This window comes from Acidovorax sp. NN32 (genome assembly GCF_057597245.1).
This window is the reverse complement of sequence record NZ_CP199679.1, coordinates 5,005,965-5,027,029: the sequence shown is the minus strand read 5'-3', so window position 1 is coordinate 5,027,029 and position 21,065 is coordinate 5,005,965. Positions and strand designations below refer to the sequence as shown.

The 21,065-nt window shown below is 66.6% G+C and carries 18 protein-coding genes; 11 read left to right on the top strand and 7 right to left on the bottom strand.

The genetic code is table 11. From position 1 onward, the window contains the following. Positions 1 to 102 precede the first annotated feature (102 nt). Positions 103 to 744, top strand: a complete 642-nt coding sequence (locus ACT89O_RS23250) for a glutathione S-transferase family protein (protein WP_487261319.1) — start codon at positions 103 to 105, stop codon at positions 742 to 744. Then, complete coding sequence (locus ACT89O_RS23245; protein WP_121421528.1) at positions 741 to 1,742, top strand: pyridoxamine 5'-phosphate oxidase family protein; 1,002 nt, start codon at positions 741 to 743, stop codon at positions 1,740 to 1,742. Before ACT89O_RS23250 ends, ACT89O_RS23245 begins: the two co-directional genes overlap by 4 nt. Here ACT89O_RS23245 and ACT89O_RS23240 read toward each other — a convergent pair. The 4 genes from ACT89O_RS23240 to ACT89O_RS23225 all read right to left on the bottom strand — a co-directional run bounded on the left by ACT89O_RS23240 (position 1,636) and on the right by ACT89O_RS23225 (position 5,275). After that, positions 1,636 to 2,625 carry a TIGR03915 family putative DNA repair protein gene (locus ACT89O_RS23240; protein WP_487261318.1) on the bottom strand — a complete coding sequence of 330 codons (990 nt, stop codon included), beginning with the start codon at positions 2,623 to 2,625 and terminating at the stop codon, positions 1,636 to 1,638. The genes ACT89O_RS23245 and ACT89O_RS23240 overlap by 107 nt on opposite strands. A 15-nt stretch (positions 2,626 to 2,640) precedes the next feature. Next, complete coding sequence (locus ACT89O_RS23235; RefSeq protein WP_487261317.1) at positions 2,641 to 3,933, bottom strand: putative DNA modification/repair radical SAM protein; 1,293 nt, start codon at positions 3,931 to 3,933, stop codon at positions 2,641 to 2,643. 136 nt (positions 3,934 to 4,069) lie between these two features. Beyond that, the gene (locus ACT89O_RS23230) at positions 4,070 to 4,915 is read right to left on the bottom strand and encodes a class III extradiol dioxygenase family protein (RefSeq protein WP_487261316.1); all 846 of its coding nucleotides are present in this window, start codon (positions 4,913 to 4,915) and stop codon (positions 4,070 to 4,072) included. A 12-nt stretch (positions 4,916 to 4,927) separates the two neighbouring features. After that, positions 4,928 to 5,275: a protocatechuate 4,5-dioxygenase subunit alpha gene (locus ACT89O_RS23225; RefSeq protein WP_431151154.1), complete on the bottom strand. Its 348-nt coding sequence runs from the start codon at positions 5,273 to 5,275 to the stop codon at positions 4,928 to 4,930. Between the two features lie 58 nt (positions 5,276 to 5,333). Here ACT89O_RS23225 and ACT89O_RS23220 point away from each other — a divergent pair, with 58 nt between their 5' ends. Then, positions 5,334 to 6,275, top strand: a complete 942-nt coding sequence (locus ACT89O_RS23220) for a LysR family transcriptional regulator (RefSeq protein ID WP_487261315.1) — start codon at positions 5,334 to 5,336, stop codon at positions 6,273 to 6,275. Between the two features lie 9 nt (positions 6,276 to 6,284). Here ACT89O_RS23220 and ACT89O_RS23215 read toward each other — a convergent pair whose 3' ends face one another. Then, positions 6,285 to 7,160, bottom strand: a complete 876-nt coding sequence (locus ACT89O_RS23215) for a gamma-glutamyl-gamma-aminobutyrate hydrolase family protein (RefSeq protein WP_487261314.1) — start codon at positions 7,158 to 7,160, stop codon at positions 6,285 to 6,287. A gap of 294 nt (positions 7,161 to 7,454) precedes the next feature. Between ACT89O_RS23215 and ACT89O_RS23210 the strand changes: the two genes are divergently transcribed. The 3 genes from ACT89O_RS23210 (at position 7,455) to ACT89O_RS23200 (ending at position 13,635) form a co-directional block, all read left to right on the top strand. Beyond that, positions 7,455 to 11,024 (top strand): TonB-dependent receptor domain-containing protein, encoded by a 3,570-nt coding sequence (locus tag ACT89O_RS23210; protein WP_487261313.1) that lies wholly within the window; start codon positions 7,455 to 7,457, stop codon positions 11,022 to 11,024. Next, positions 10,996 to 13,005, top strand: a complete 2,010-nt coding sequence (locus ACT89O_RS23205) for a CHASE2 domain-containing protein (protein WP_487261312.1) — start codon at positions 10,996 to 10,998, stop codon at positions 13,003 to 13,005. The genes ACT89O_RS23210 and ACT89O_RS23205 overlap by 29 nt, the downstream gene beginning before the upstream one ends. A 279-nt stretch (positions 13,006 to 13,284) precedes the next feature. After that, entirely contained in the window at positions 13,285 to 13,635 is a 351-nt protein-coding gene (locus ACT89O_RS23200; RefSeq protein ID WP_055398493.1) for an HPF/RaiA family ribosome-associated protein, read from the top strand. A 183-nt stretch (positions 13,636 to 13,818) separates the two neighbouring features. On the opposite strand, the gene ACT89O_RS23195 is transcribed toward ACT89O_RS23200, so the two are convergent. Continuing rightward, a complete protein-coding gene (locus tag ACT89O_RS23195) occupies positions 13,819 to 14,784 on the bottom strand; it encodes a PDR/VanB family oxidoreductase (protein ID WP_055398492.1) in 966 nt (321 codons plus the stop codon). Further along, a complete protein-coding gene (locus ACT89O_RS23190) occupies positions 14,781 to 15,836 on the bottom strand; it encodes an aromatic ring-hydroxylating dioxygenase subunit alpha (protein ID WP_487261311.1) in 1,056 nt (351 codons plus the stop codon). The genes ACT89O_RS23195 and ACT89O_RS23190 overlap by 4 nt, the downstream gene beginning before the upstream one ends. A gap of 287 nt (positions 15,837 to 16,123) precedes the next feature. Here ACT89O_RS23190 and ACT89O_RS23185 point away from each other — a divergent pair, with 287 nt between their 5' ends. The 5 genes from ACT89O_RS23185 to ACT89O_RS23165 all read left to right on the top strand — a co-directional run bounded on the left by ACT89O_RS23185 (position 16,124) and on the right by ACT89O_RS23165 (position 21,035). After that, on the top strand, positions 16,124 to 16,912 hold the full coding sequence (locus tag ACT89O_RS23185) for a GntR family transcriptional regulator (RefSeq protein ID WP_487261310.1): 789 nt from the start codon (positions 16,124 to 16,126) through the stop codon (positions 16,910 to 16,912). Between the two features lie 216 nt (positions 16,913 to 17,128). Beyond that, positions 17,129 to 18,166, top strand: a complete 1,038-nt coding sequence (locus tag ACT89O_RS23180; RefSeq protein ID WP_121421518.1) for a TRAP transporter substrate-binding protein — start codon at positions 17,129 to 17,131, stop codon at positions 18,164 to 18,166. A gap of 102 nt (positions 18,167 to 18,268) precedes the next feature. Next, entirely contained in the window at positions 18,269 to 18,757 is a 489-nt protein-coding gene (locus ACT89O_RS23175) for a TRAP transporter small permease (protein ID WP_121421517.1), read from the top strand. Then, positions 18,754 to 20,073, top strand: coding sequence for a TRAP transporter large permease (locus ACT89O_RS23170; protein WP_055398487.1), 1,320 nt, complete (start codon positions 18,754 to 18,756; stop codon positions 20,071 to 20,073). Before ACT89O_RS23175 ends, ACT89O_RS23170 begins: the two co-directional genes overlap by 4 nt. Continuing rightward, complete coding sequence (locus ACT89O_RS23165; protein WP_487261309.1) at positions 20,073 to 21,035, top strand: Bug family tripartite tricarboxylate transporter substrate binding protein; 963 nt, start codon at positions 20,073 to 20,075, stop codon at positions 21,033 to 21,035. Before ACT89O_RS23170 ends, ACT89O_RS23165 begins: the two co-directional genes overlap by 1 nt. Positions 21,036 to 21,065 lie beyond the last annotated feature (30 nt).

Genomic DNA, 21,065 nt, shown 5'->3' with positions numbered 1-21,065 from the left:
GGATTCCGCAATTATGAAAAGCGGTGATTGGTTATTCACATCGCAGTTTGCAATAGCTATCGTCGATCCATCTTTTCACTTACCCACCGACGAGGCTTCACCATGTTCCCCACCACCCCGCTCCAGCTGTACCGCATGCCCATCTCGGGCCATTGCCATCGCGTGGAGCTGATGCTGTCCCTGCTCGGCTTGCCCTATGTGCTGATCGATGTGAACCTGCTGCGCGGCGAACACCAGCGCGCGGAGTTCCTCGCGCTCAACCCGCTGGGCCAGGTGCCCGTGCTGGTAGACGCAGGCCAGGTGCTGTGCGACAGCAACGGCATCCTGGTGTACCTGGTGCAGCGCTACGCCCCCGGCAGTGCCTGGCTGCCACAAGACGCCGTGGGGCAGGCGCAGTTACAGCGCTGGCTCAGCCTGGCGGCGGGCTTTCTGGCGCCGGGCATCGGGGGGCCGCGCTTTGCGACGTTGACGGGCCGTGCCGTGAACGAGGTAGCGCAGGCCACCGGCAAGCGCCTGCTCGCCTTCATGGAGGACGAACTGCAGGGGCGTGCCTGGTTGCTAGGGGGCTCAGCACCCAGCCTGGCCGATGTGGCCATGGTCAGCTACACCTCGCAGGCCCACCTGGCGGGGCTGCCGCTGGATGCCTACCCGCGCATTGCGGCCTGGGTGGCGCGCATGCAGGCCTTGCCGGGCTACCCGGTGCTGGCCGACCAGCTGCCCGCTGCCGAGCAGGTGGCGGCATGACAGCCACCGTGCCCGCTGCATCGGTTGTGGTGCCGGTGCCGCCCGAGGCATTCCACCCCGGTGAGCAGGCCTTGCAGGCACGCGTGGGCGTGCGCGAGCGCATGGCGGCCGTGGGTGCGATGGTGCTGCGCGATCACATGCCGGACCAGCACCGTGAGCTGTTTGAAAAGCTGCCCACCTTGCTGCTGGGGACGCTGGATGAACAAGGCCAGCCGTGGGCCACGATGCTCGCTGGCCCACCTGGGTTTGTGCACACCCCCGATGCGCAGCGCATGGAGATCGCGACCGCGCCGGATTCCCAGGACCCGGTGCTCACACACCTGGCGCCTGGCGCGGCCGTGGGCGTGCTGGGGCTGGAGCCGCACACGCGGCGGCGCAACCGCATGAACGGGCGGGTGGCAGCGTTTGGCGATAGCGGCCTGGACGTGCAGGTGGTGCAGAGCTTTGGCAACTGCCCCAAATACATCCAGGCGCGGCAGCCAGGCCTGCGCGCTGCGCTGGCCGCTCCGGGCCCGGTGCAGTGGCTGGGCGCCGGACTGGACGCCGACGCCATTGCGCGCGTGCAGCGTGCCGACACCCTGTTCATTGCCAGTGCCTCGGCGCCACGCCCTGGTGCCGGGCACAGCGAAGGCGTGGATGTATCGCACCGGGGCGGCGAGCCAGGCTTTGTGCAGGTGGCGCACACGGAGGCCGGCGTGGTGCTGAGCCTGCCGGACTACCCTGGCAACCAGTTCTTCAACACCCTGGGCAACCTTGCGCTGCACCCGCTGGCAGGCTTGCTGGTGGTGGACTATGAAGAGGGCGGCTTGCTGCACATTGCCGCGCAGGCCGAGGTGCTGTGGGACCGCGCAGCGCGTACTGCCTGGCCCGGCGCACAGCGTGTGCTGCGGCTCACGGTGTTGCGCGCCCTGTGGCGGCCGCAGGTGCTGCCGTGGCGCTGGACACCGCCGGTGTCGGCCCCTCAGTTCCGGGTAATGCGCGAGGCGGCGCTGGACTGAGTGGGGCACCACCAGCGGGCCGCGCACGGGGTGCCGTTGTCCCCGCGATGCGCCTGCGCGGCACGGTGGCCTCGGCCTCCACCATCTTGGCGCTGCGCTCGTGCGCTGTCTGCGCCAGCTCGGTGATGAGCGCGGCCTCGGGCAGGTTGTGCCAGTAGCGCGTGGGCATCTCCTTCTTCATCATGGCCAGCTTGAGCCGCGCGGGGTTGAAGATGTGGCGGTAGTAGGTGAGCCACAGCGCCTCGCCCGCATCGGGCGGCGGCGCGTCGCTGCGCTGCGCGCCGGGGCCGGTGTGCAGCTGCTGGCCGTCCCAGCGCACGCTGGCGTCGGGCGTGAGGATGGCCCAGCGCATCTGCGTGAAGCGGCGGATGAAGAAGCCCGCGTTGGCCACGGTGATGTAGTGGTCGGGCTCGAACCAGGCCATGTGCAGGGTCTGGCCGTCGGGTTCCACCACGGGCCGAAAGCGCACAAAGGCGTGCATCTTGTGGATGTCCCGCCGCACGCTGCGGACCATGTGGTGGGCCAACATGCGGTCGGCGTCCAGCGGGTCGTGCCGCGCGGCTTCGGCTTCATTGTCGCCTTGCGCCATGCGCCACAGCAGGCGGTACATCAGCGCAAAGCGGGCGGGGTCGCGGTGCAGGATGAGCTGCTCGCACAGGTGCACAAAATCGGGCGGTACGCGCAGCGGCGGCGCATCGGGGGCTGGGCTGGGCAAGGTGTGGCTGGCAGCAGGCTCGGGCGCGAACAGGTCTTCAGCGGCATCCGCCTGGCAGCGCCAGTCCACCGCCTGCGGGGGCACGTTGGCTTGCACCAGGGCGCGTGCAGCCGTGCGGAAACCTTGCCAGTCGGTGGCGTGGTCCAGCGTGATGGTGTGGCGCTGCATGCGGGCCTCTCCAGCTCAAAACAGGCTGCGCTGCACCGGCGGCGGCGTCAACTGCGCGGCGAGGTCGGCAGCGTCCAGCGCACGGCCGGGGCGGTAGTCGGCCGCCTCCACAAAGGGCAGCACTTTCTTCAGCGGCACATGCAGCCGCGCCAGGTCCGCATGCCGCAGGCGGCGCACGCGGCGCGCGGCCAGCAGGCGGTCCACCGTCTGCACGCCAAAGCCGGGCACGCGCAGCAGCAGTTCGCGCGGGGCGGTGTTGAGGTTGACCGGAAAACGCTCGCGGTGCGCCAGCGCCCAGGCCAGCTTGGGGTCCATGTCCAGCGCCAGCATGCCGGCCTGGCTGCCTGGGTTGCCTTGGCTGGGCGGCACGATCTCGTCGTGGGTGAAACCGTAAAAGCGCATCAGCCAGTCGGCCTGGTACAGCCGGTGCTCGCGCACCGTGGGTGGCGCGGCCAGTGGCAGGGCGCGGGCCGCGTCGGGGATGGGGCTGAAGGCCGAGTAGTACACGCGCCGCAGCCGGTGCACGCCATACAGCCGGGCGCTGGTGGCGAGGATGGTGCGGTCGCTGGTGGCATCGGCCCCCACGATCATCTGCGTGCTTTGCCCGCCGGGCGCAAACAGCGGCGCGCTGGCCCGGCGCGTGGTGCGCGCTTGCGGCATGGACACGATGGCCTGCGCGGCCTGCTCCTTGCGCGCGGCGCGCGACTGGCCGATGTGCACCGCCATGCGGGCCATGGATCGGTCGATGGCGGCGCTGCTTTTCTCGGGCGCCAGCGCTTTCAGGCCTTCGGCGGTGGGCAGTTCGATGTTGATGGACAGGCGGTCCGCATAGCGGCCTGCGCGCTCCATCAGCTCCGGCGCTGCATCGGGAATGGTCTTCAGATGGATGTAGCCGCGAAAGTCGTGCTCTTCGCGCAGCACGCGGGCCACCTCCACCACCTGCTCCATCGTGTAGTCCGGGCTCTGGATGATGCCGCTGGACAGGAACAGCCCCTCGATGCAATTGCGGCGGTAAAAGTCCAGCGTGAGCTGTACCACTTCATCGACCGTGAAGCGCGCGCGGGGCACGTTGCTGGTCAAGCGGTTCACGCAGTACAGGCAGTCGTACTGGCAGAAGTTGGTGAGCAGAATCTTGAGCAGCGAGATGCAGCGCCCGTCCGGCGCATAGCTGTGGCAGATGCCCATGCCTTCGGTGGACCCCATGCCGCGCCCGCCCACCGAGTTGCGCGGCGCAGCACCGCTGGATGCGCACGAGGCGTCGTACTTGGCGGCGTCGGCCAGGATGGCGAGTTTGGACTGTAAATTCACTGTATGAATTTACAGTAAATACAATGCCTGACGCCAGCCTGTGGGAAAGCTGGCGGAGGTCAATACTCCTGAATTGATAGCTGCTTGCGCATGATGGATAGGCGCAGGCAGCCAAAAAAGCTTTAACTCGACGGGGTCAGACCGTTTCCAGTGCCATGACTGCGGTCGCCGTGTTCGAGATCGGGATGTGGTAGTTGCTGTGCACCCGGCGCACTCCCGCACTCGCAGTGGCCAAGGCGCCCCGCATGGCCAGCCACATCAGCAGCTCCACGCCCTGGGTGCCGGTCTTTTCCACCAGCTCGTGCACGCTGAACTGCGTGGCCCATTCGGGGTTGCTGGTCAGGCTCTCGATGAACTGCAGGTCAAACGCCTTGTTGATAAAGCCCGCGCGCTCGCCATCGAGCTGGTGGCTGAGGCCGCCCGACGCAATCACCGCCACTTTCTTGTCGCTGTCCCAGCTCTGGATCGCCTGGCCCACGGCCTTGCCCAGCGCGTAGCAGCGCTTGGCCGATGGCAGCGGAAACTGCACGGTGTTGATGCACACCGGCACCACCGTCACCGGGCAATCGCCTTCGGGCCAGAAGAGCTTGAGCGGCAGCGTGCAGGCGTGGTCCACCAGCATCTCCTGGCAGGTGGTCACGTCAAATTCCTGGTCGACCAGCGTGTTGATGAGGTGCCACGACAGGTCCACCTCGCCCGGGAAGGGCGGCAGCGTGGGGATGCCCCAGCCTTCGTCGGCGTTGTTGTATTGCGCCGCCGCACCCACGGCAAAGGTGGGCATCTTGTCGAGAAAGAAGTTCAGGCCGTGGTCGTTGTAGAACATCACCACCACGTCGGGCTGCTTCTCTCCCAGCCACTGGCGGATGGGCGGAAAGCCGTCGAAGAAGGGCTTCCAGTACGGATCGTTTTGCAGGCCCTTGTGGATGGCGTTGCCAATGGCCGGGATGTGCGAGGTGCCGAGGCCGCCGATGAGTTGTGCCATGGGTTTGTCTCCTTATTTGCCCGCTGCGACCAGCATGGCCTTGAATTCGTCTTTGGTCATGCCCGTCTGCTGCGCGCCGATGTCCTGCATGTCCAGCTTGAAGATGCCCGCGAACTTGGCCAGGTAATAGGCGTTGCCGCCCGCGGCAATCAGCTGCAACACGTTCTTGGCGCGGATGGCGGCGGCCTGCTGCTCGTTCAGGCCGTATTGCTTCATGTACGCCTCTTCGTCGGCCAGAAAAGCCTTGCGGTTGGCCTCGTCGTTGAACGAAAAGCACATCTTGTTCAGCGCATAGCCCTTGCGGGCCTGGTCGCCATCGAACGGCGTGGTGCCGGGGATCGGGGGCAGTGGGGAAGGCATGGAAGTCTCCGGGGCTTGATGTAAGTCAGCCCGCAGTGTCGCGATGCCATTGCCAAAGATGAAGCCTCAAAACATCATCGAATGCATGAGCAATTTCGATGGATCAGCGCTGGACGGCCACCTGCTGAAGCTGCTGCTGGCCGTGTTGGAAACCGGCAGCATCACCGCAGCGGCCGAGCGACTGGGCGTCACCCAGTCGGCCGTGAGCCACCTGCTCGACAAGCTGCGCGCCATCACCGGCGACCCGCTGTTCGTCAAGCGCGGGCGCGGCATCGTGCCCACCGCCCGGGCCGAGGCCCTGGCCCAGCCCGCGCGTGACATGCTGCACCAGATGCAGCGGTTTGCCCAAGGGGCCGAGTTTGACCCGAGCGCCTGGCAGACCGAGCTGACCATCGCCGCCAACGACTTTCAGCGCGACCTGCTTTTGCCCGCGCTGGCCGCGCGCCTGCGCACTGCCGCACCGGGCGTCACGCTGCGCATCGTGCCCAGCGGCGCGCCCAGTGCCGAGCTGCTGCGGTCTGACGCGTGCCAACTGGTCATCAGCCCCCGCCCGCCCGAGGGCACCGACATCGTGCAGAAGCGTCTGTTTGAAGACCAATACCGCGTGTTCTATGACCCGGCCGTGCGCAACGCTCCGGCCTCAGAGGCGGAGTACCTGGCGGCGGACCACGCCACGGTGGCTTACGAGGCGCACCGGGGGCTGGAACTGGACCGGCAACTGGAAGCACGTGGCGTGCGCCGCCGCCTGGTCGTGCGCGTGCCGGGCTTTGCCGCGCTGCCCGCGTTTGTGCGGGGCACCTCGCTGCTCACTACAGCGCCGTCGCTGATGGGGCGCACCGCGTTGGCCGCGCTGGCGGGCGTGCCGGTGCCCGTGGCCTGCCCCAGTCTGCCCATGTACCTGATCTGGCATGTGCGCTACCAGCAAGACGCGGCACACCGCTGGCTGCGGGCGCAGCTGCAAGAGGTCTTGGCCGCTGTGTTGCCTGTGGAAGGAGCCTGACCCGCAGGGTCAGTCGCGCTGCCGTGACAGCGCCTTTCGCAGCCGCCGCGCCGCCCGTTCCCGCAACGAAGGCGCGGGGCGCAGCACCGGCCGTGGGTGGGCCTTGGCCTGTTCGCACGCCGCCAGAAAGTCATTCAGGATGGCCGTGTCGTCCAGCGTGTCTGAACCCTGCTTGTGGAACTCCGGGTGCCATTGCGTGGCGGCGATGTAGCCGCGCCCCGGCGCGGGCTTGAGGCGAATCGCCTCGGGCACGCCGTCGGGCTCGCTCAGGGCCTCGACCACAAACTCGGGCGCCACGCGTTTGATGCCCTGGTGGTGAATGCTGTTGACCCGAGCGCGTGGCGTGTTGGGGTACAGCGTGGCCAAGTGCGAGTCGGGCAGGATGTGGATGTCGTGAAAGTGCTGGTCGTAGGTGCTGGCGTTGCGGTGCTGCTGCGCACCGGGGTGCTGGGTCTCGATGTCCTGGTACAGCGCGCCGCCAAAGGCCACGTTGATGAGCTGCAGGCCCCGGCACACGCCAAAGATGGGCTTGCCCACCTGGGCAAAGGCCTTCACCACGGCCAGGTCGTACAGGTCGCGCACGCGGTCGCCCACCCACTCTTCGCGCAGGGGCTCCTCGCCATAGTTGCCCGGCCACACGTCGGCGCCACCGTGCATCACGATGCCGTCCAGCCACTCGGCATAGTGGTCCAGCGTCACGTCACCGCGTGCCGTCTCGCCCGTGGGGCAGGGCACCATCACCACCATGGCACCGGCCGACATGAGCCAGTGGGCGATGGACTGCTCGACGTACTGCAGCGTCTTGCCAGTGAACAACGGGCGGGCGGGGTCGGCGTGTTGAAAGCAGGCGGACAGGCCAATCTTGAGGCGGGGTGCGGCGGGCATGGGTGGTGGGCTCCAGGGAACACGCGCGGGGCGTGTGATCAATGCAATCTTGGGTTACCAATTTGTAGCACCGCCCCCGCGCCACGTCTGTAGGAAGGGGCCGTGCAGGGCTGCGCGAGGCCTGCCGCCGGTAAAGCAGTGCTACGAAATGTGGCTTTCTTCATGAAAATGCAACCGTGCGGTGTCTCGCAAGAGGCCGGTTGGGGCGGTGGGCTGGCCATAATTTCTGCTCGCCGGGCGCCAGGGAGGCTGCGCCAGGTGGTGCCCCTCCAGCCTTCCCCGAAAGCCCATGACATGTCCCACAAGAAGCATTGCCTGCCCGCGCTCACGGCGCTGGCCACGTTGACCGCCCTGGCCTGGCCGCTGCTGGCCCAGGCCGCTGTGCCCGCAGGTGCTGCCGCCGAGATCGTCAGCCTGCAGGGCACGGGCGACCAGCGTGCCGCAGCTGCAGCCGACTGGCAGCCCGCTCGCCCGGCCCAGGCCCTCGCCACGGGCGATTTCGTGCGCACCCGGCAAGCCGCGCGGATGGCCCTGCTGTTTGCCGACGACACCCAGCTGCGCCTGCACCAAAACACGGTGCTGCAGGTCAAGGGCGTGGCCACACCCGCCCAGCCGGTGACCACGCTGCTGCTCAACGCGGGCCGGGCCTGGACGCAGACGCGCCGCGCCGATGGCTCACGGCTGAACCTGGAAACCCCGGCGGCCACGGCGGCGATCCGGGGCACCGACTGGGACATCAGCGTGGAGGACGACGGCCGCACCTTGCTGACCGTGCTGTCGGGCACGGTGGAGTTCTCCAATGCCCAGGGGCAGGTGTCGGTGGGCGCCAACGAGGCTGCCTATGCCGAGGTGGGCAAGGCCCCGGTCAAGCTGGTGCTGAGCCAGCCGCGCGACCGCATCCAGTGGGTGAACGCCCTGCGCGCCGACCCGCTGCCGCACCTTTCTGCTGAACCCGTGCCCGAAGCGCTGGCCCCGGTGCGCATCGCGCTGGTGGCCCGCGATCTGCCCGCCGCGCGTGCCGCGCTGGCGCAGGCGAAAGCAAACGGCAGCGCACCCGCACCCTGGGTGGCCGTGATGGAAACCGCCATCGCACTGCAGGCGGGCGATGTCCTCGCTGCGCGCGAACAGCTGGCCCGCCAGGCGGCCACGCCGGCCGCCCCGCTGCCGGTCTGGCTCATGCAGTCGGACGTGTTGCTCATGGAAGGCGACGCGGCCGCTGCGGCCACCACGCTGCGCACCGCCCTGCAGCGCTGGCCCGCGCACCCGGCCCTGGTGGCCCAGCTGGCCCGGGTGCAACTGCTGAGCGACCGCGTGGACGAGGCCACCGCCACGCTGGCCCCGGCACAGGGCACGGCGCATGCAGAGCTTGCGATGGTGCGGGCTGAATTGGCCCGCCGCCGGGGAGATGCCCCCGGCACGCTGAGCGCGTACACCGAGGCCACGCAGCTCGCGCCGCAAGACGCCCGGGGCTGGCAGGGCCTGGGCAGTGCCCACACCGAACGCGAAGACGCCCGCCCCGCCCGCGCCAATCTGCAGCAGGCGCTGGCGCTGTCGCCCCAAAACCCCGGCGCCTGGGGCGAACTGGGCACGCTGGAAACCTTCACCAACCAGTTCACCGAGGCGGGCCAAGCCTTTGCCACCGCTTTGGGCGACAACCCGGCGGACTACGTGGCACTCACCGGCCAGGGGCTGCTGCACCTCAAGCAGGGCAACCCGCAGGCGGCGCTGGATGCCTTTTTGCGCGCGGGTGTGATGGAGCCCCGCTACGCCCGCGCCAAGACCTGGACGGCCGTGGCGTACTACCAGCTCGGCCGCCACCAGGACGCACTGGCCACGCTGCGCCAGGCCAGCAGCCTGGACGACAAGGACCCCGTGCCCTACATGCTGCTGGCACAGATCCACACCGACCTGTTCCAGCCCGGCGAAGCGGTGGAGGCTGCGCGCGCAGCGGTGCAACGCATGCCCTACCTCAAGTCGCTCAACCAGGTCGCCAACGACCAGAAAGGCAGCGCCAACCTGGGGGCCTCCATGGCCTTCTTTGGCATGGAAGACTGGGCGCTGGAACTGGCGCAGCAGAGCTTCTATCCCTACTGGGGCGGGAGCCACCTGTTCCTGGCAGACCGGTATGCGGGAGAGTTCAACAAGAACTCGGCGCTTTTCCAGGGTTTCCTCACAGACCCGATGGCGTTTGGTGCGAGCCAGCGCTATTCGTCGCTGCTGCAGCAACCCGGGGCACATGGGGCGGTGGGGGTGACGCTGGACCGCGACCAGTACCGCATGCGGGCCCCTGCGGTCACGCTCAACGGCATGGACAACAGCCGTGTGCCCGTGTCGTGGTTCTTCAAGGCGCAGTCGGCCAATGCCAGCGAGTTCCCGTTTGACCTCCAGGTCAACGATGCGCCCGCCGTGCGCGGTGGCTATGGCGACGTGCGCGCGCGGGCAGTCACGGTGGGGGCTGGCATGCAGCCTACCGAGCGCATCAACCTGTTTGCCTATGTCAACCAGTTCGACATGCGTTTGCGCAGCCAGAACCTGCTTGAGACGTCCATGGACAACGAGAGTACACAGGGCGCCCTTGGAATGGCGTACCGGTGGGGGCCGACGGAGCAGACCTGGATCAAGCTTGGACGGGGTGTCGAAAACAGCGTTCTGCGGAACTACCCCACGCTATATTTCGCACCTCCGTTCGTGAGCGTCATGGGCGTGGGCAGCGAGCCAAGCAAGCAGCTCAGCGATGTGCAACTGCGTCATACGGTGGACCCTGCGCCGGGAAGCCGCTGGAGCGTGGCGCTGGAACACGTGCGCGAGCGCCAGAACAATCTGATTGGCGGCATAGCGGGGGTCGCTGCGGATATCCCTGGGTTTGGGCGCTACACCGACTACCTTCTCGTCGATGGCTACAACCACATCGATCGGCGCTACACGGCGTTGACCCTGGCCACCAACCAGCGTCTGAACACGGCGCTGAACCTGGATGCCGCACTGGGGTTGCAGCAAATCCGGCACCGTGTCGATGGACGGACCCAAAGCCTCCTGGTCAATCTTGAGGAGTTCACCGACGAAACCGCGCGCCGTGCCGAGATGGAGCGCGTCGTCACCCCCCGCGTAGGCATGGTGTGGCAACCCGCCGCAGGCACCACCGTACGCATGGCCTACCAGGACTGGCTGCGGCCACTCAGCGTTTCCACCCTCACCAGCGTGGAAACGGCAGGCATTCCCGTGGAAGACCGGCTGGTGGAAGCCGGTGGCCGCCACAAGCGTACCGTGGCGCAACTGGGCATGGAACTGGGAGCCAATACGTTCCTGAGCCTGCGTGCAGACCATCTGCGTGTGCGCAACCCCGGTACCGTGGGCGTAGACCTGCGCACCCCCAGCCTGCCGTTCCTGGAAGAAATGCGCAACGTCCAGCTGGTCAACCTCTCCACCACCGATCTGCTGGAAGACACGCCCAGCTTCGACGCTGGCACCCTCAAGACACTGGGTGCCGGTGTCAACCATATGTTCAACCGGCGCTGGTCGGGCTACGCCAAGTACCTCTACCAGGGCAGCGAAAGCCATATCTACGACACGGAAGGGCCGGCAGGGCGCATCCCCTACATTCCGCGCCACACCGCAGTGCTGGGCGCCACCTGGGTCAGCCCGCAGCGGTTTTATGTCAGCGGCCGTGCGGTGTACCGGTCGGAGCGTTTTGAAGACAAGGAAAACCTCACGCGCATGGCGCCCGGCTGGGGCCTGGACCTGATGGGTTTCTGGGAATCGCAGGACAAACACTGGGTGGTGGGCGTGGCCGCATTGAACCTGTGGGCGCCGAAGTCAGACCGCAGAAAGACCCGGTATGTCCTGGACGCGCGCTACCGTTTCTGATTCCGTATCGCCAGCGGTCCGGCGCCAGCAACAGTTCTATGCGCTGGCAGCTTGCGCGCTGGCGTTGCTGCTGGTGGGGGCGGCCACGTTCAGCCGCACCTGGCACGCGCTGGAGTTCAAGACCTTCGACGTGCTTACGGCCTGGACTGCGCCACAGCGCACGGCACTGCCCGTGGTGATCCTGGCGATTGACGAACCCACGTTTCAGGAGCTGCAGCACACCTGGCCCTTCCCGCGCAGCGTGCATGCAGCGCTTTTGAAGCGTTTGCACGACGAGGGTGCCGCCGCTGTGGGCCTGGACATCGTGTTCGCCGACCCATCAACCGAAACCGAAGATGCCGCACTGGCGCAGGCCATCGCAGAGACCGGCCCCGTGGTGCTGGCCGCCACCCGTGAAAAGATCGACAGCAGCAACGCTGCGCTGTGGCTGGACGTGATGCCACTGCAGCGGTTTCTGGACGCCGGAGCCGATGCGGGCGATGCCGGGGTAGAGCCCGACGATGACTTTGTGGTGCGCCGTGTGCCCGTGGCGCGCGAGGGTTTTGCCCTGCGGCTGGCCCAGCGCGCGGCCGAGGCGCGCGGCAAGCTGCCGGTGCTGCGCCACTTCGACTGGATCGGCTACCGGGGCCCGCGCGGCACGTTTGACACGCGCTCTTACTACCAGGCGCTGGAGCCGGGCCTGCTGCCAGCGGGCTTCTTCAAGAACAAGATCGTGCTGGTGGGGCGCTCGGCGCGCACCGCGACCGAGTTGTCGCGGTCGCAGGCCGACCTGTTCAATTCACCGTTTGGCACCGCAGGGGGCGAGCGCCTGTTTCCCGGTGTGGAACTGCAGGCCACGCTGGTGGACAACTACCTCACCGGCGGCGGGCTGCGCACCGTGCCCGAAGGCTGGACGCTGGCCCTCGTAGCGCTGCTGGTCCCCTTGCTGCTATGGGGCAACCGCAGGCTGCACCCGGCGGGCGCCGCAGCGCTGGCGGCGGCGCTGGTGGCGGCGATAGCGGGAGCCTCGTGGTGGCTGTTCGGGCGCTTTCAGCTGTGGTGGCCGCCCTTGCTGCCTGCGGCGGCGGCATTGGCGGTCTACGGTGCAGCGGCGCTGGCGGGTTATGCCTTTGTGCGCCGGCGCGCGCGCCAGACGCGGGCGATGTTTGCGCAGTATGTGCCGCCCGCCGTGGTCTCGCGCCTCATTGCGCAGCCCGAGCTGATGCGCCTGGGCGGAGAGGCGCGCGAGGTCACGCTCATGTTCACCGACCTGGCCAACTTCACCACGCTATCGGAGCAGCTGAGTGCCGAGCAGACGGTGGAAGTGCTCACCGCGTATTTCAACGCCATGACGCCCATCGTGCACGCCACGGGTGGCACGGTGGACAAGTTCATCGGCGACGCGGTGATGGCCTTTTGGGGGGCGCCGCTCGACGACCCGCAGCACGCCGAGCACGCGGTGACTGCGGCCATCTCCATGCAGCAGGCCATGCAGGTGCTGGTGGCCGACCTGCGTGCGCGGGGCCTGCCGCCCATCCACATGCGCATTGGCCTGCACACGGGGCGGGTGGTGGTGGGCAACGTGGGGTCGGAGCAGCGCTTTTCGTACACCGCGATTGGCGATGCGGTGAACCTGGCCGCACGGCTGGAGGGCGCCAACAAGGCCTTTGGCACCGGCATCCTGCTCTCTGCCGCCACCGCCGCGCAGCTGCCTTCCTCGGTGGCTCTGCGCGCGCTCGATGATGTGGTCGTGAAGGGAAAAACCGAGCCCGTGCGTGTGTTCACACCGTGTGGCGATGCCGCTGTGCGGGATGCCAGCCTGGCCGCGCTCAATGCCTTCCACGCGCGCGATTGGGACGGTGCCAGCGGCTATCTGGCGCAGGTGCTGGCACGCGTGCCTGGGGATGCGGCGGCGCGGCGCCTGCAGCAGCGCGTGGCAGAGGCGCGCGCCTTGCCCGTTGGCAGCGACTGGTCGCCCGCCGTGGCGCTGGACAAGTTGTAGGAGCCTGTTCAAGGTCTTTTCGGGGTCGCACAAGGCACTTGCCCGAAGGGTTGGAGTGAAATCGGGCCGATGAACTCGGAGCTTTGGCGCCCCGGCTGCTTGCATGGGCACGAGCCCATGCGGCGCATCTGAAGCATCCACTCATCCCGATGGCACTCCAATGCGATCCCCGAAAAGACCTTGAACAGGTTCTGAGGATGTTTTGACATGTGTTTACCGGGGTCAAGGCCTGCGGTGCCATCATGGACCCCTGAGCAACGTCATCTGAAAGGAACTCTGATGCAAGTACAAGTCAACACTGACGACCACATCCACGGCGGCGAGTCGCTCGCGCAATGGATCACGGACGAGTCCAAGAGCCGCCTCACGCGCTTTCAGGACCACATCACGCGGCTGGAGGTGTTTCTGTCAGATCTGGATGCGGGCAAGTCCGGCGCCAATGACAAACGCTGCCGCATCGAGGCCCGCGTGACCGGCCGCCAGCCGGTCACTGTGACCGACGAAGCCGACAAGATGGCCAACGCCTTCATCGGCGCTGTGGACAAACTGGCCCGCGCGCTCGACACCGACCTGGGCCGCGTCAAAGACCGGCACGGCCGCGACACGATCCGCACGGCCGTGGAAGAGTGAGTTTTGAGTGAAATTGGCTACTAGCGCTTGATAGATAAGCGCTAGCAGCTATCAATTCAGGAGTTTTCAGCCAAACCCTCGCGAGCCCCACGCGGGGGACGCCTGGCAAGGGCCGCCCCGCAGCGAGGGCGTCGTCCCCCTTCAGGGGGAAGGCGCCGCAGGCGACTCAGGGGGTGTTCAACTTCACAAATCCAACACGAGCAGCTTGCTGCGCGCGCGCGAGCAGCAGGGCATGAACTGTTCGTTGGCTGCCTTTTCTTCGTCCGTCAGGTACATGTCGCGGTGGTCCACCTCGCCCTCCAGCACGCGCGTGAGGCAGGTGCCACACACGCCCTGCTCGCACGAGGTCAGGATGTCGATGCCCTCCTTGCGCAGGGCTTCCACCACCGACACATCGGGCGCAATCGCGTAGACCTTGCCCGTGCTGGCAATGCGCACGTCAAAGCCCTGATCGCCCGAGGTGTCCTGCGCAGGGGCGCCAAAGTATTCGAGGTGGATGTGGTCCTGCGCCCAGCCCAGGGCCTTGGCACTGTTCACCACATGGTCGATGAAGCCTGCCGGTCCACATACATACAGGCGCTTGTCGGGCCCGGGCGCGGCCAGCACGGCGGCAATGTCCAGCTTCTGTTCGGCCGGGCCCGCATCGAAATGGAAATGCACACGCGGTGCCATGGCCGATGCGGCAATTTCGGCAGCAAACGCCGTGCGTTCGGCAGAGCGCGTGCAGTAGTGCAGCGCAAAGTCGGCGCCCGTGCGCGCCAGCCGGTCGGCCATGCACAGCAGCGGCGTGACGCCAATGCCACCGGCCAGCAGCACCGTGCGCTGCGCTGGGTGCAGCGCAAAGTGGTTGCGGGGTGTGCTGATGGTGATCACATCGCCCTGGTGCACGCTGTCGTGCATGGCGACCGAGCCGCCACGCGACGCCGGATCGCGCAGCACGGCAATGCGGTAGCGGTGCGATTCGTGCGAGGCGTTGCACAGCGAATATTGGCGGGTCAAACCTCCGGGCAGGTGCACATCGATGTGCGAACCCGCGCTGAACGGGGGCAGTGCGGCGCCGTCCACGCGCGCCAGCTCGAAGCTGGCAATGCCTTCGGCCTCGGCCTGCTTTTTGACGACGCGGACCTGGATCGTTTCCTGCGCGGTCATGCGGCCACCGCCTGGGGTGCAGCGGCGGCCTGCTCGGCCGCGATGATGCGGTCCAGGATCTTGCGCGACTGCACCCCGCCTGCGTCGATGTTCAGCATGAGCAGCTTGCGGTCGGGGTAACGCAGCAGGTTCTGCTGCTGCTGTTCCAGCATGTCCTGGTCTTCGGCAAAGATGTTGCCCTGGCCCTCGCGGATCTGCGTGGTGAGCGAGGGGTCTTGCGGCTTGAAGTTGCGCGCCATGCCCCAGAAGTAGTGGATCGAAGTCTCGGTCTCGGGCGTGATGAAGTCCACCACGATGCTCGATGCCTTCTTGTCCGCCGGCGCGTCATAGCCGCCGTTGCCCGCCAGCGCCACGCCCACCTCGATCAGCACATGGCTGGGTGGTGTGAAGTGGCAGATCTGCCAGCGGTCCACCGGCTGGTCGTCGGGCAGGCCGTTCATGCGCAGCGCCATCTTCCAGAAGGGCGGCGCTTCGATGCCTTCCATGAAGCGGCTGGTGATCACCTCGTCGCCCTCCACGCGGGTCTTGCAGGGCACCTCGTCGATTTCCTTCTGGCCGATGCTGGTGGAGTGCACGTAGGTCTCGTGCGTCAGGTCCATCAGGTTGTCGATCATCAGGCGGTAGTCGCAGGCAATGTGGTACAGCCCACCGCCGTAAGCCCATTCGGGGTTGTTGGCCCAGGGCAGGTGGTGGATGGTGGCGGGGTCGGCCTTGTCGGCGTCGCCGGGCCACACCCAGATGAAGCCGTAGCGCTCCACCACCGGAAAGCTGCGCGCCTTGGGAAACCCTTGCACGCGCTGGCCGGGCATGGACACCGACTTGCCCGTGCATTCCACCCTGAGGCCGTGGTAGCCGCATTGCAGGTGGCCTTCGCACACCGTGCCCAGCGACAGTGGTGCGCCCCGGTGGGGGCAGAAGTCGTCCAGCGCGGCGACCTGGTCGGGCGCGGGGCGGTAGAAGACGATCTTCTCGCCGCAGATGGTGCGGCCCAGGGGCTTTTCGGCGATCTCGTCAGGGGTGCAGGCTACGTACCAGGCGTTTTTGGGAAACATGCTTGTCTCTCTCCGTGGGGTGGTGGGATGTTGTTGGCCTGGCCCGCAGGCCGCCTTCAGCGCTTTGGTGTTGTGAAGCGGATTGTGCAAAAAAGGCCGTTCGATGTATACATTCAATCGTTGAAAAGCAGCTATTGCGAATGGGCATATCGCATATGCCATTGTTTTTGAAGATATTTTTTGAATTTTCTAGTTGGTTTGGTTTTTGTCTGTATACATTAATGGGCCGCCGGGCTGACCCAAGCCTTGGTTGCATGGTTTTTTGATCACCTCTCCGCACACTCCACATGAACTTCTCTGAGCCCCTCCTCGCGGATTCCGCCCCGGGCGACGCTGCCGAAGGTGGCGCTTCGCAGTCGGTGAAGGCGCAGCTGCGCCTGCGTGAAATGATCCTGGCGGGCGAGTTGCCGGGCGGTGCGCGCATTGCCGAGCTGGCCATCGTCGAGAAGCTGGGGGTGTCGCGCACGCCCATCCGCGCCGCGCTCATGCGGCTGGAGCAAGAGGGCCTGCTGCAGCTGCTGCCCGGGGGCGGGTACGCCGTGCGCACCTTTTCCGAAACCGATGTGGCCGACGCCATTGCGCTGCGCGGCACGCTGGAAGGGCTGGCCGCGCGCCTGGCAGCCGAGCGCGGGGTGGATGCCGCCGTGCTGGCCGACGCCCATGCCTGCCTGGATGCCATCGACACCACCTTGGCCCCTTCCACGCTGGACGACGTGGGTTTCTCGCGCTATGTGGAGCTGAACGCACGTTTTCACCTGCTGCTGGGCCGCATGGTGGGCAGCGATGTGGTGGCGCGGGAGCTTGAGCGGGTCAAGGGCTTGCCGTTTGCGTCGCCCTCGGCCTTTGTGATGGTGCAGACCCATTCGCCGCAGGCGCGCGACTTGCTGGTGGTGGCCCAAGACCAGCATCGCCAGTTGCTGGACGCCATCGAGCACCATGAGGGCGCGCGGGCCGAGGCGATCATGCGCGAGCACTCGCGCCTCGCGCAGCGCAACTTGCGTGCAGCCTTGTCGGGCCAGGCCGGTGGGCAGGTGCATGCCGACATGCCCGCCCTCACGCTCATTCGGCGGGGGTGACGGACAACCCTCCAAGCGCGAGGGTTGCAGGGTCTGCGGGTTTCACCGGTTTCATAACGTTACGGCATAGCTGAAAGTCCGTCATAGAACTGGCATGTGGATGCGACTGCATGCACAGTGGGGGAGGGACAGTGTCCCTCTCCATGCCGCAGGTTCTCTGCGGCCCTGGGGTGTGGCCTCGCAGATGTGCAGATAAATCGAGACCGGAGACAAAAAATGAACTTCTTCAAGCGACGCGCCGCATTGACGGCCCTGGGGGCGGCGGCCCTGGCAACGGTGGCTGGCAGTGCCATGGCGCAGACCGTGACCTTGCGGCTGCACCAGATGCTCCCACCCCAGGCCACCATCCCGGCCAAGGCCCTGGTGCCCTGGGCCCAGAAGGTCGAGGCCGAGTCGGGCGGCAAGATCAAGGTGCAACTGTTCCACGCCATGCAGCTGGGCGGTGCGCCGCCACAGCTGTTTGACCAGGCGCGCGACGGCGTGGTGGACTTCACCTGGACGGTGCTGGGCTACACCCCGGGCCGCTTCCCCAAGACGGAAGTGTTCGAGCTGCCCTTCATGAGCGGCAACGCTGAAGCGTCTTCGCGCGCCATCCAGGAATACGTCGAGAAGTTCGCGGCCGATGAGTTCAAGGACGTCAAGCTGATCGCCGTGCACACCCACGGCCCTGGCCTGTTCCATACCAAGACGCCCGTCACCGGCCTGGAAAGCCTGCGCGGTATGAAGGTGCGCGGTGGCTCGCGCATCATCAGCAACATGCTCACCAAGCTGGGCGCCACGCCCGTGGGCATGCCCGTGCCTGCGGTGACCGATGCGCTGAGCAAGGGCACCATCGACGGCACCACCATCCCGTGGGAGGTGACGCCGTCGCTCAAGGTGACCGAGCTGGTGCGCAACCACACGACCTTTGCTGGCAAGGAAGGCCTGTACACGCAGACTTTTGCGTTCTCGATGAACAAGGCCAGCTACGACAAGCTTCCGCCCGATCTCAAGGCCGTGATCGACAAGAACTCCGGCATCGAGACCGCCGCCATGTTTGGCCGCGCCATGGACGAGGGCGACAAGGTGGGCCGCCAGATTGCCGAGCGCGCCAAGAACAACATCGTGGCCCTGGACCTGGCCGAGACGCAGCGCTGGCGCCGCACGGCTGCCAGTGTGGAAACCGACTGGATCAACGAGGTGAAGGGCAAGGGCATCGACGGTGCCAAGCTTGCTGCTGAGGCGCGGGCCCTGATCGAAAAGCACAGCCGATAACCTCGGCGGTGACGCCAGGCGCACCCGGTTGCGCTGCTCCATGCCGATCCGCTCTGGTGGTTACCGGAATGGATCGGTTTGATTTTTTGACAGGACCCTGCCTTGAAGTTCCTATCATTTCTCGCCCAGGCTTGCGCGGTGCTGGCCGGGGTCATTCTCACGGGGGTGACGCTGGTCACCTGTGCAAGCATTGTGGGCCGCAACACCACGGGCTGGACTGTCCTGGGCGACTACGAACTCACGGCCGTGGCCGCAGGGGCCGCGATCGCGCTGTTCATGCCCTGGTGCCAGTTGCGCCGCCAGAACATCATCGTGGACTTTTTCACCGCCCGGGCCTCCTCGGCCGTGAATGCCCGGCTGGACCGCTTCGGCGCACTGCTGCTATCGGCTATGTTCCTCGTGCTGGCCTGGCGCACGGCCACAGGTGGGCTCAGTGCCCGCAACTCCATGACCACCACCATGATGCTTGGGTTTCCTGAATGGATCACGTACGCTGCCATGGTGCCGCCCCTGTTGCTGACGGGGGTGATTGCCCTGGTGCAGGCCTTCGGCCCGGCGCACATTGAAATTGAAGAAGAGGATGCCGCATGAGCCCGCTGGCCCTCGCTCTTTCGATTTTTGGTGTGATGCTTGCGCTCATGGTGGTGCGTGTGCCCATTGCGGCGGCGATGTTTGGCGCAGGTGCCTTTGGCTACCTCTATCAGGTAGGGCTACCGCCGTTTCTCAACAACCTCAACGGCCTGGCCTTTGCGCGGTTTGCGAGTTATGACCTGTCGGTGATCCCCCTGTTCATCCTCATGGGCAACTTCGCCACGCAGGGAGGCATCTCCAAGGCGCTGTTCCAGTTTGCCAGTGTGCTCATGGCGCGCTTCAAGGGCGGGCTGGCCATGGCAGCGGTGGCGGCGAGTGCGGCCTTTGGCGCCATTTGCGGCTCGTCCATTGCCACCGCAGCCACCATCACGTCGGTGGCGCTGCCCGAGATGAAGCGGCACGGCTACTCCGGCCGCCTGGCCACCGGCACGCTGGCGGCGGGAGGCACGCTGGGCATTCTGATCCCGCCCTCGGTGCCCCTTGTGATCTACGCCATCCTGACCGAGCAGAACATCGCCAAGCTGTTTGCTGCGGCCACCATCCCCGGCATCATCGCCATGCTGGGCTACATGATCGCGATTGCGATCTACGTGCGCATCCGCCCCGGCCATGCGCCGGACCACACCGTCGATCTTCCCAAGATGTCCTTGCAGGCCCTGCTGGGAGTGCTGCCCATTGCCATCGTGTTCCTGGTGGTGTTTGGCGGCATCTATGGCGGCCTGTTCACACCCACCGAGGGCGCGGGGGTAGGCGTGGCCTGCACCTTCCTTGCGGCGCTGCTCAAGCGCGAACTGACACTGGAGAAAATCAAGCAGTGTTTCCTGTCCACCGCGTCTGCCAGCGCCATGATCTTCATGATCTTCATTGGCGCCGACATGATGAACACGGCGCTCGCATTGACGCAGGTGCCTGGTCAGCTGGCGGGCCTGATCCAGGGCTGGAACGTTTCGCCCTATATGGTGGTGGCCGGCATCCTGCTCTTTTACGTGGTGCTGGGTGCGGTGATGGACGAGTTGTCCATGATCTTGTTGACCATCCCCATTTTCTTCCCGGTGATCATGGGCCTGGACTTCGGCATGTCGCAGGAGCACACAGCCATCTGGTTTGGCATCATGGTGCTCATGACGGTGGGGTTTGGCTTGCTTGCGCCGCCCGTGGGCCTGAATGTGTACGTGGTCAATGGCCTTGCGAAAGACGTACCCATCGCTGAGAGCTACAAGGGCGTAATGCCTTTCCTCGCCAGCGATGTGGTGCGGACCACGCTGCTGCTGGTGTTTCCGCCCATCTCCTTGTGGCTGGTGCAGTTCGTCGGCTGATGGATCGCCGGGCAGCACTCCTCGCGCTGGGCCTCACCCCCTGCACCGTGCTGCGTGCGCAGCCCGCATTTCCAACCAAGGCGCTGCGCATCGTGGTGCCCTTTGCGGCGGGCGGCGTGGGTGACCTCACTGCACGCGCCGTGGCAACCGGGCTGGCCGCGCGGCTGGGGCAGCCCGTGGTCATCGACAACCGCCCCGGCGCCGGGGGTGTGGCGGCTGCCGATGCGGTCGCACGCGCGGAGCCCGACGGTCACACGCTGTTCCTCCTGTCCAACGGCACGGCGGTATCCGCAAGCCTTTTCAAGTCGCTGCCCTACGACACGCTGGCCGACTTCGCTCCGGTCAGCACGCTGGGTTTCTTCGATATCGCGGTGCTGGTACCAGCCGATTCGCCCTACCGCACGCTGGCCCAGTTGCTGGCGCATGCGCGGGCCCATCCAGGCCAACTCAATATCGGCAGCATCAACATCGGTAGCACCCAGCACCTGGCGGCCGAGCTGTTCAAAAGCAGCGCGGCCATTGATGCGCAGGTGGTGCCGTTCAACGGCACGCCCGCACTCATCACCGCGCTGCGGGGTCGGCAGGTGGATGTGGGCGTGGAGATTCTGGGCCCCACCTTGCCGCAGGTGCGCGCCGGGGCGTTGCGCGTTCTGGCGGTCACGGGCGAGCAGCGCTCTGTGGTGTTGCCCGATGCGCCCACGGCGGTGGAGCTGGGCGTGAAGGGTTTTGTGGCCGCTTCATGGAACGCGCTGGCCGTGCCCTCGCGCACACCGCGCGCGGTGGTGGACCGGCTGCAGCGCGAGGTGGTGGCCACCGTGGCGACACCCGCCGTGCAGCAGCAGCTGCGCGCGCTCAACGTCGAGCCCCGCACCTCCACGCCCGAGCAGGCCGCTGCCCTGCTCAAAACCGACATCGACCGCTGGCGCGCCGTGATGGAGCGCGCGGGCATCCCCAAGCAATGAAACCTGATAGCACCATGCAGACCGAAGAGA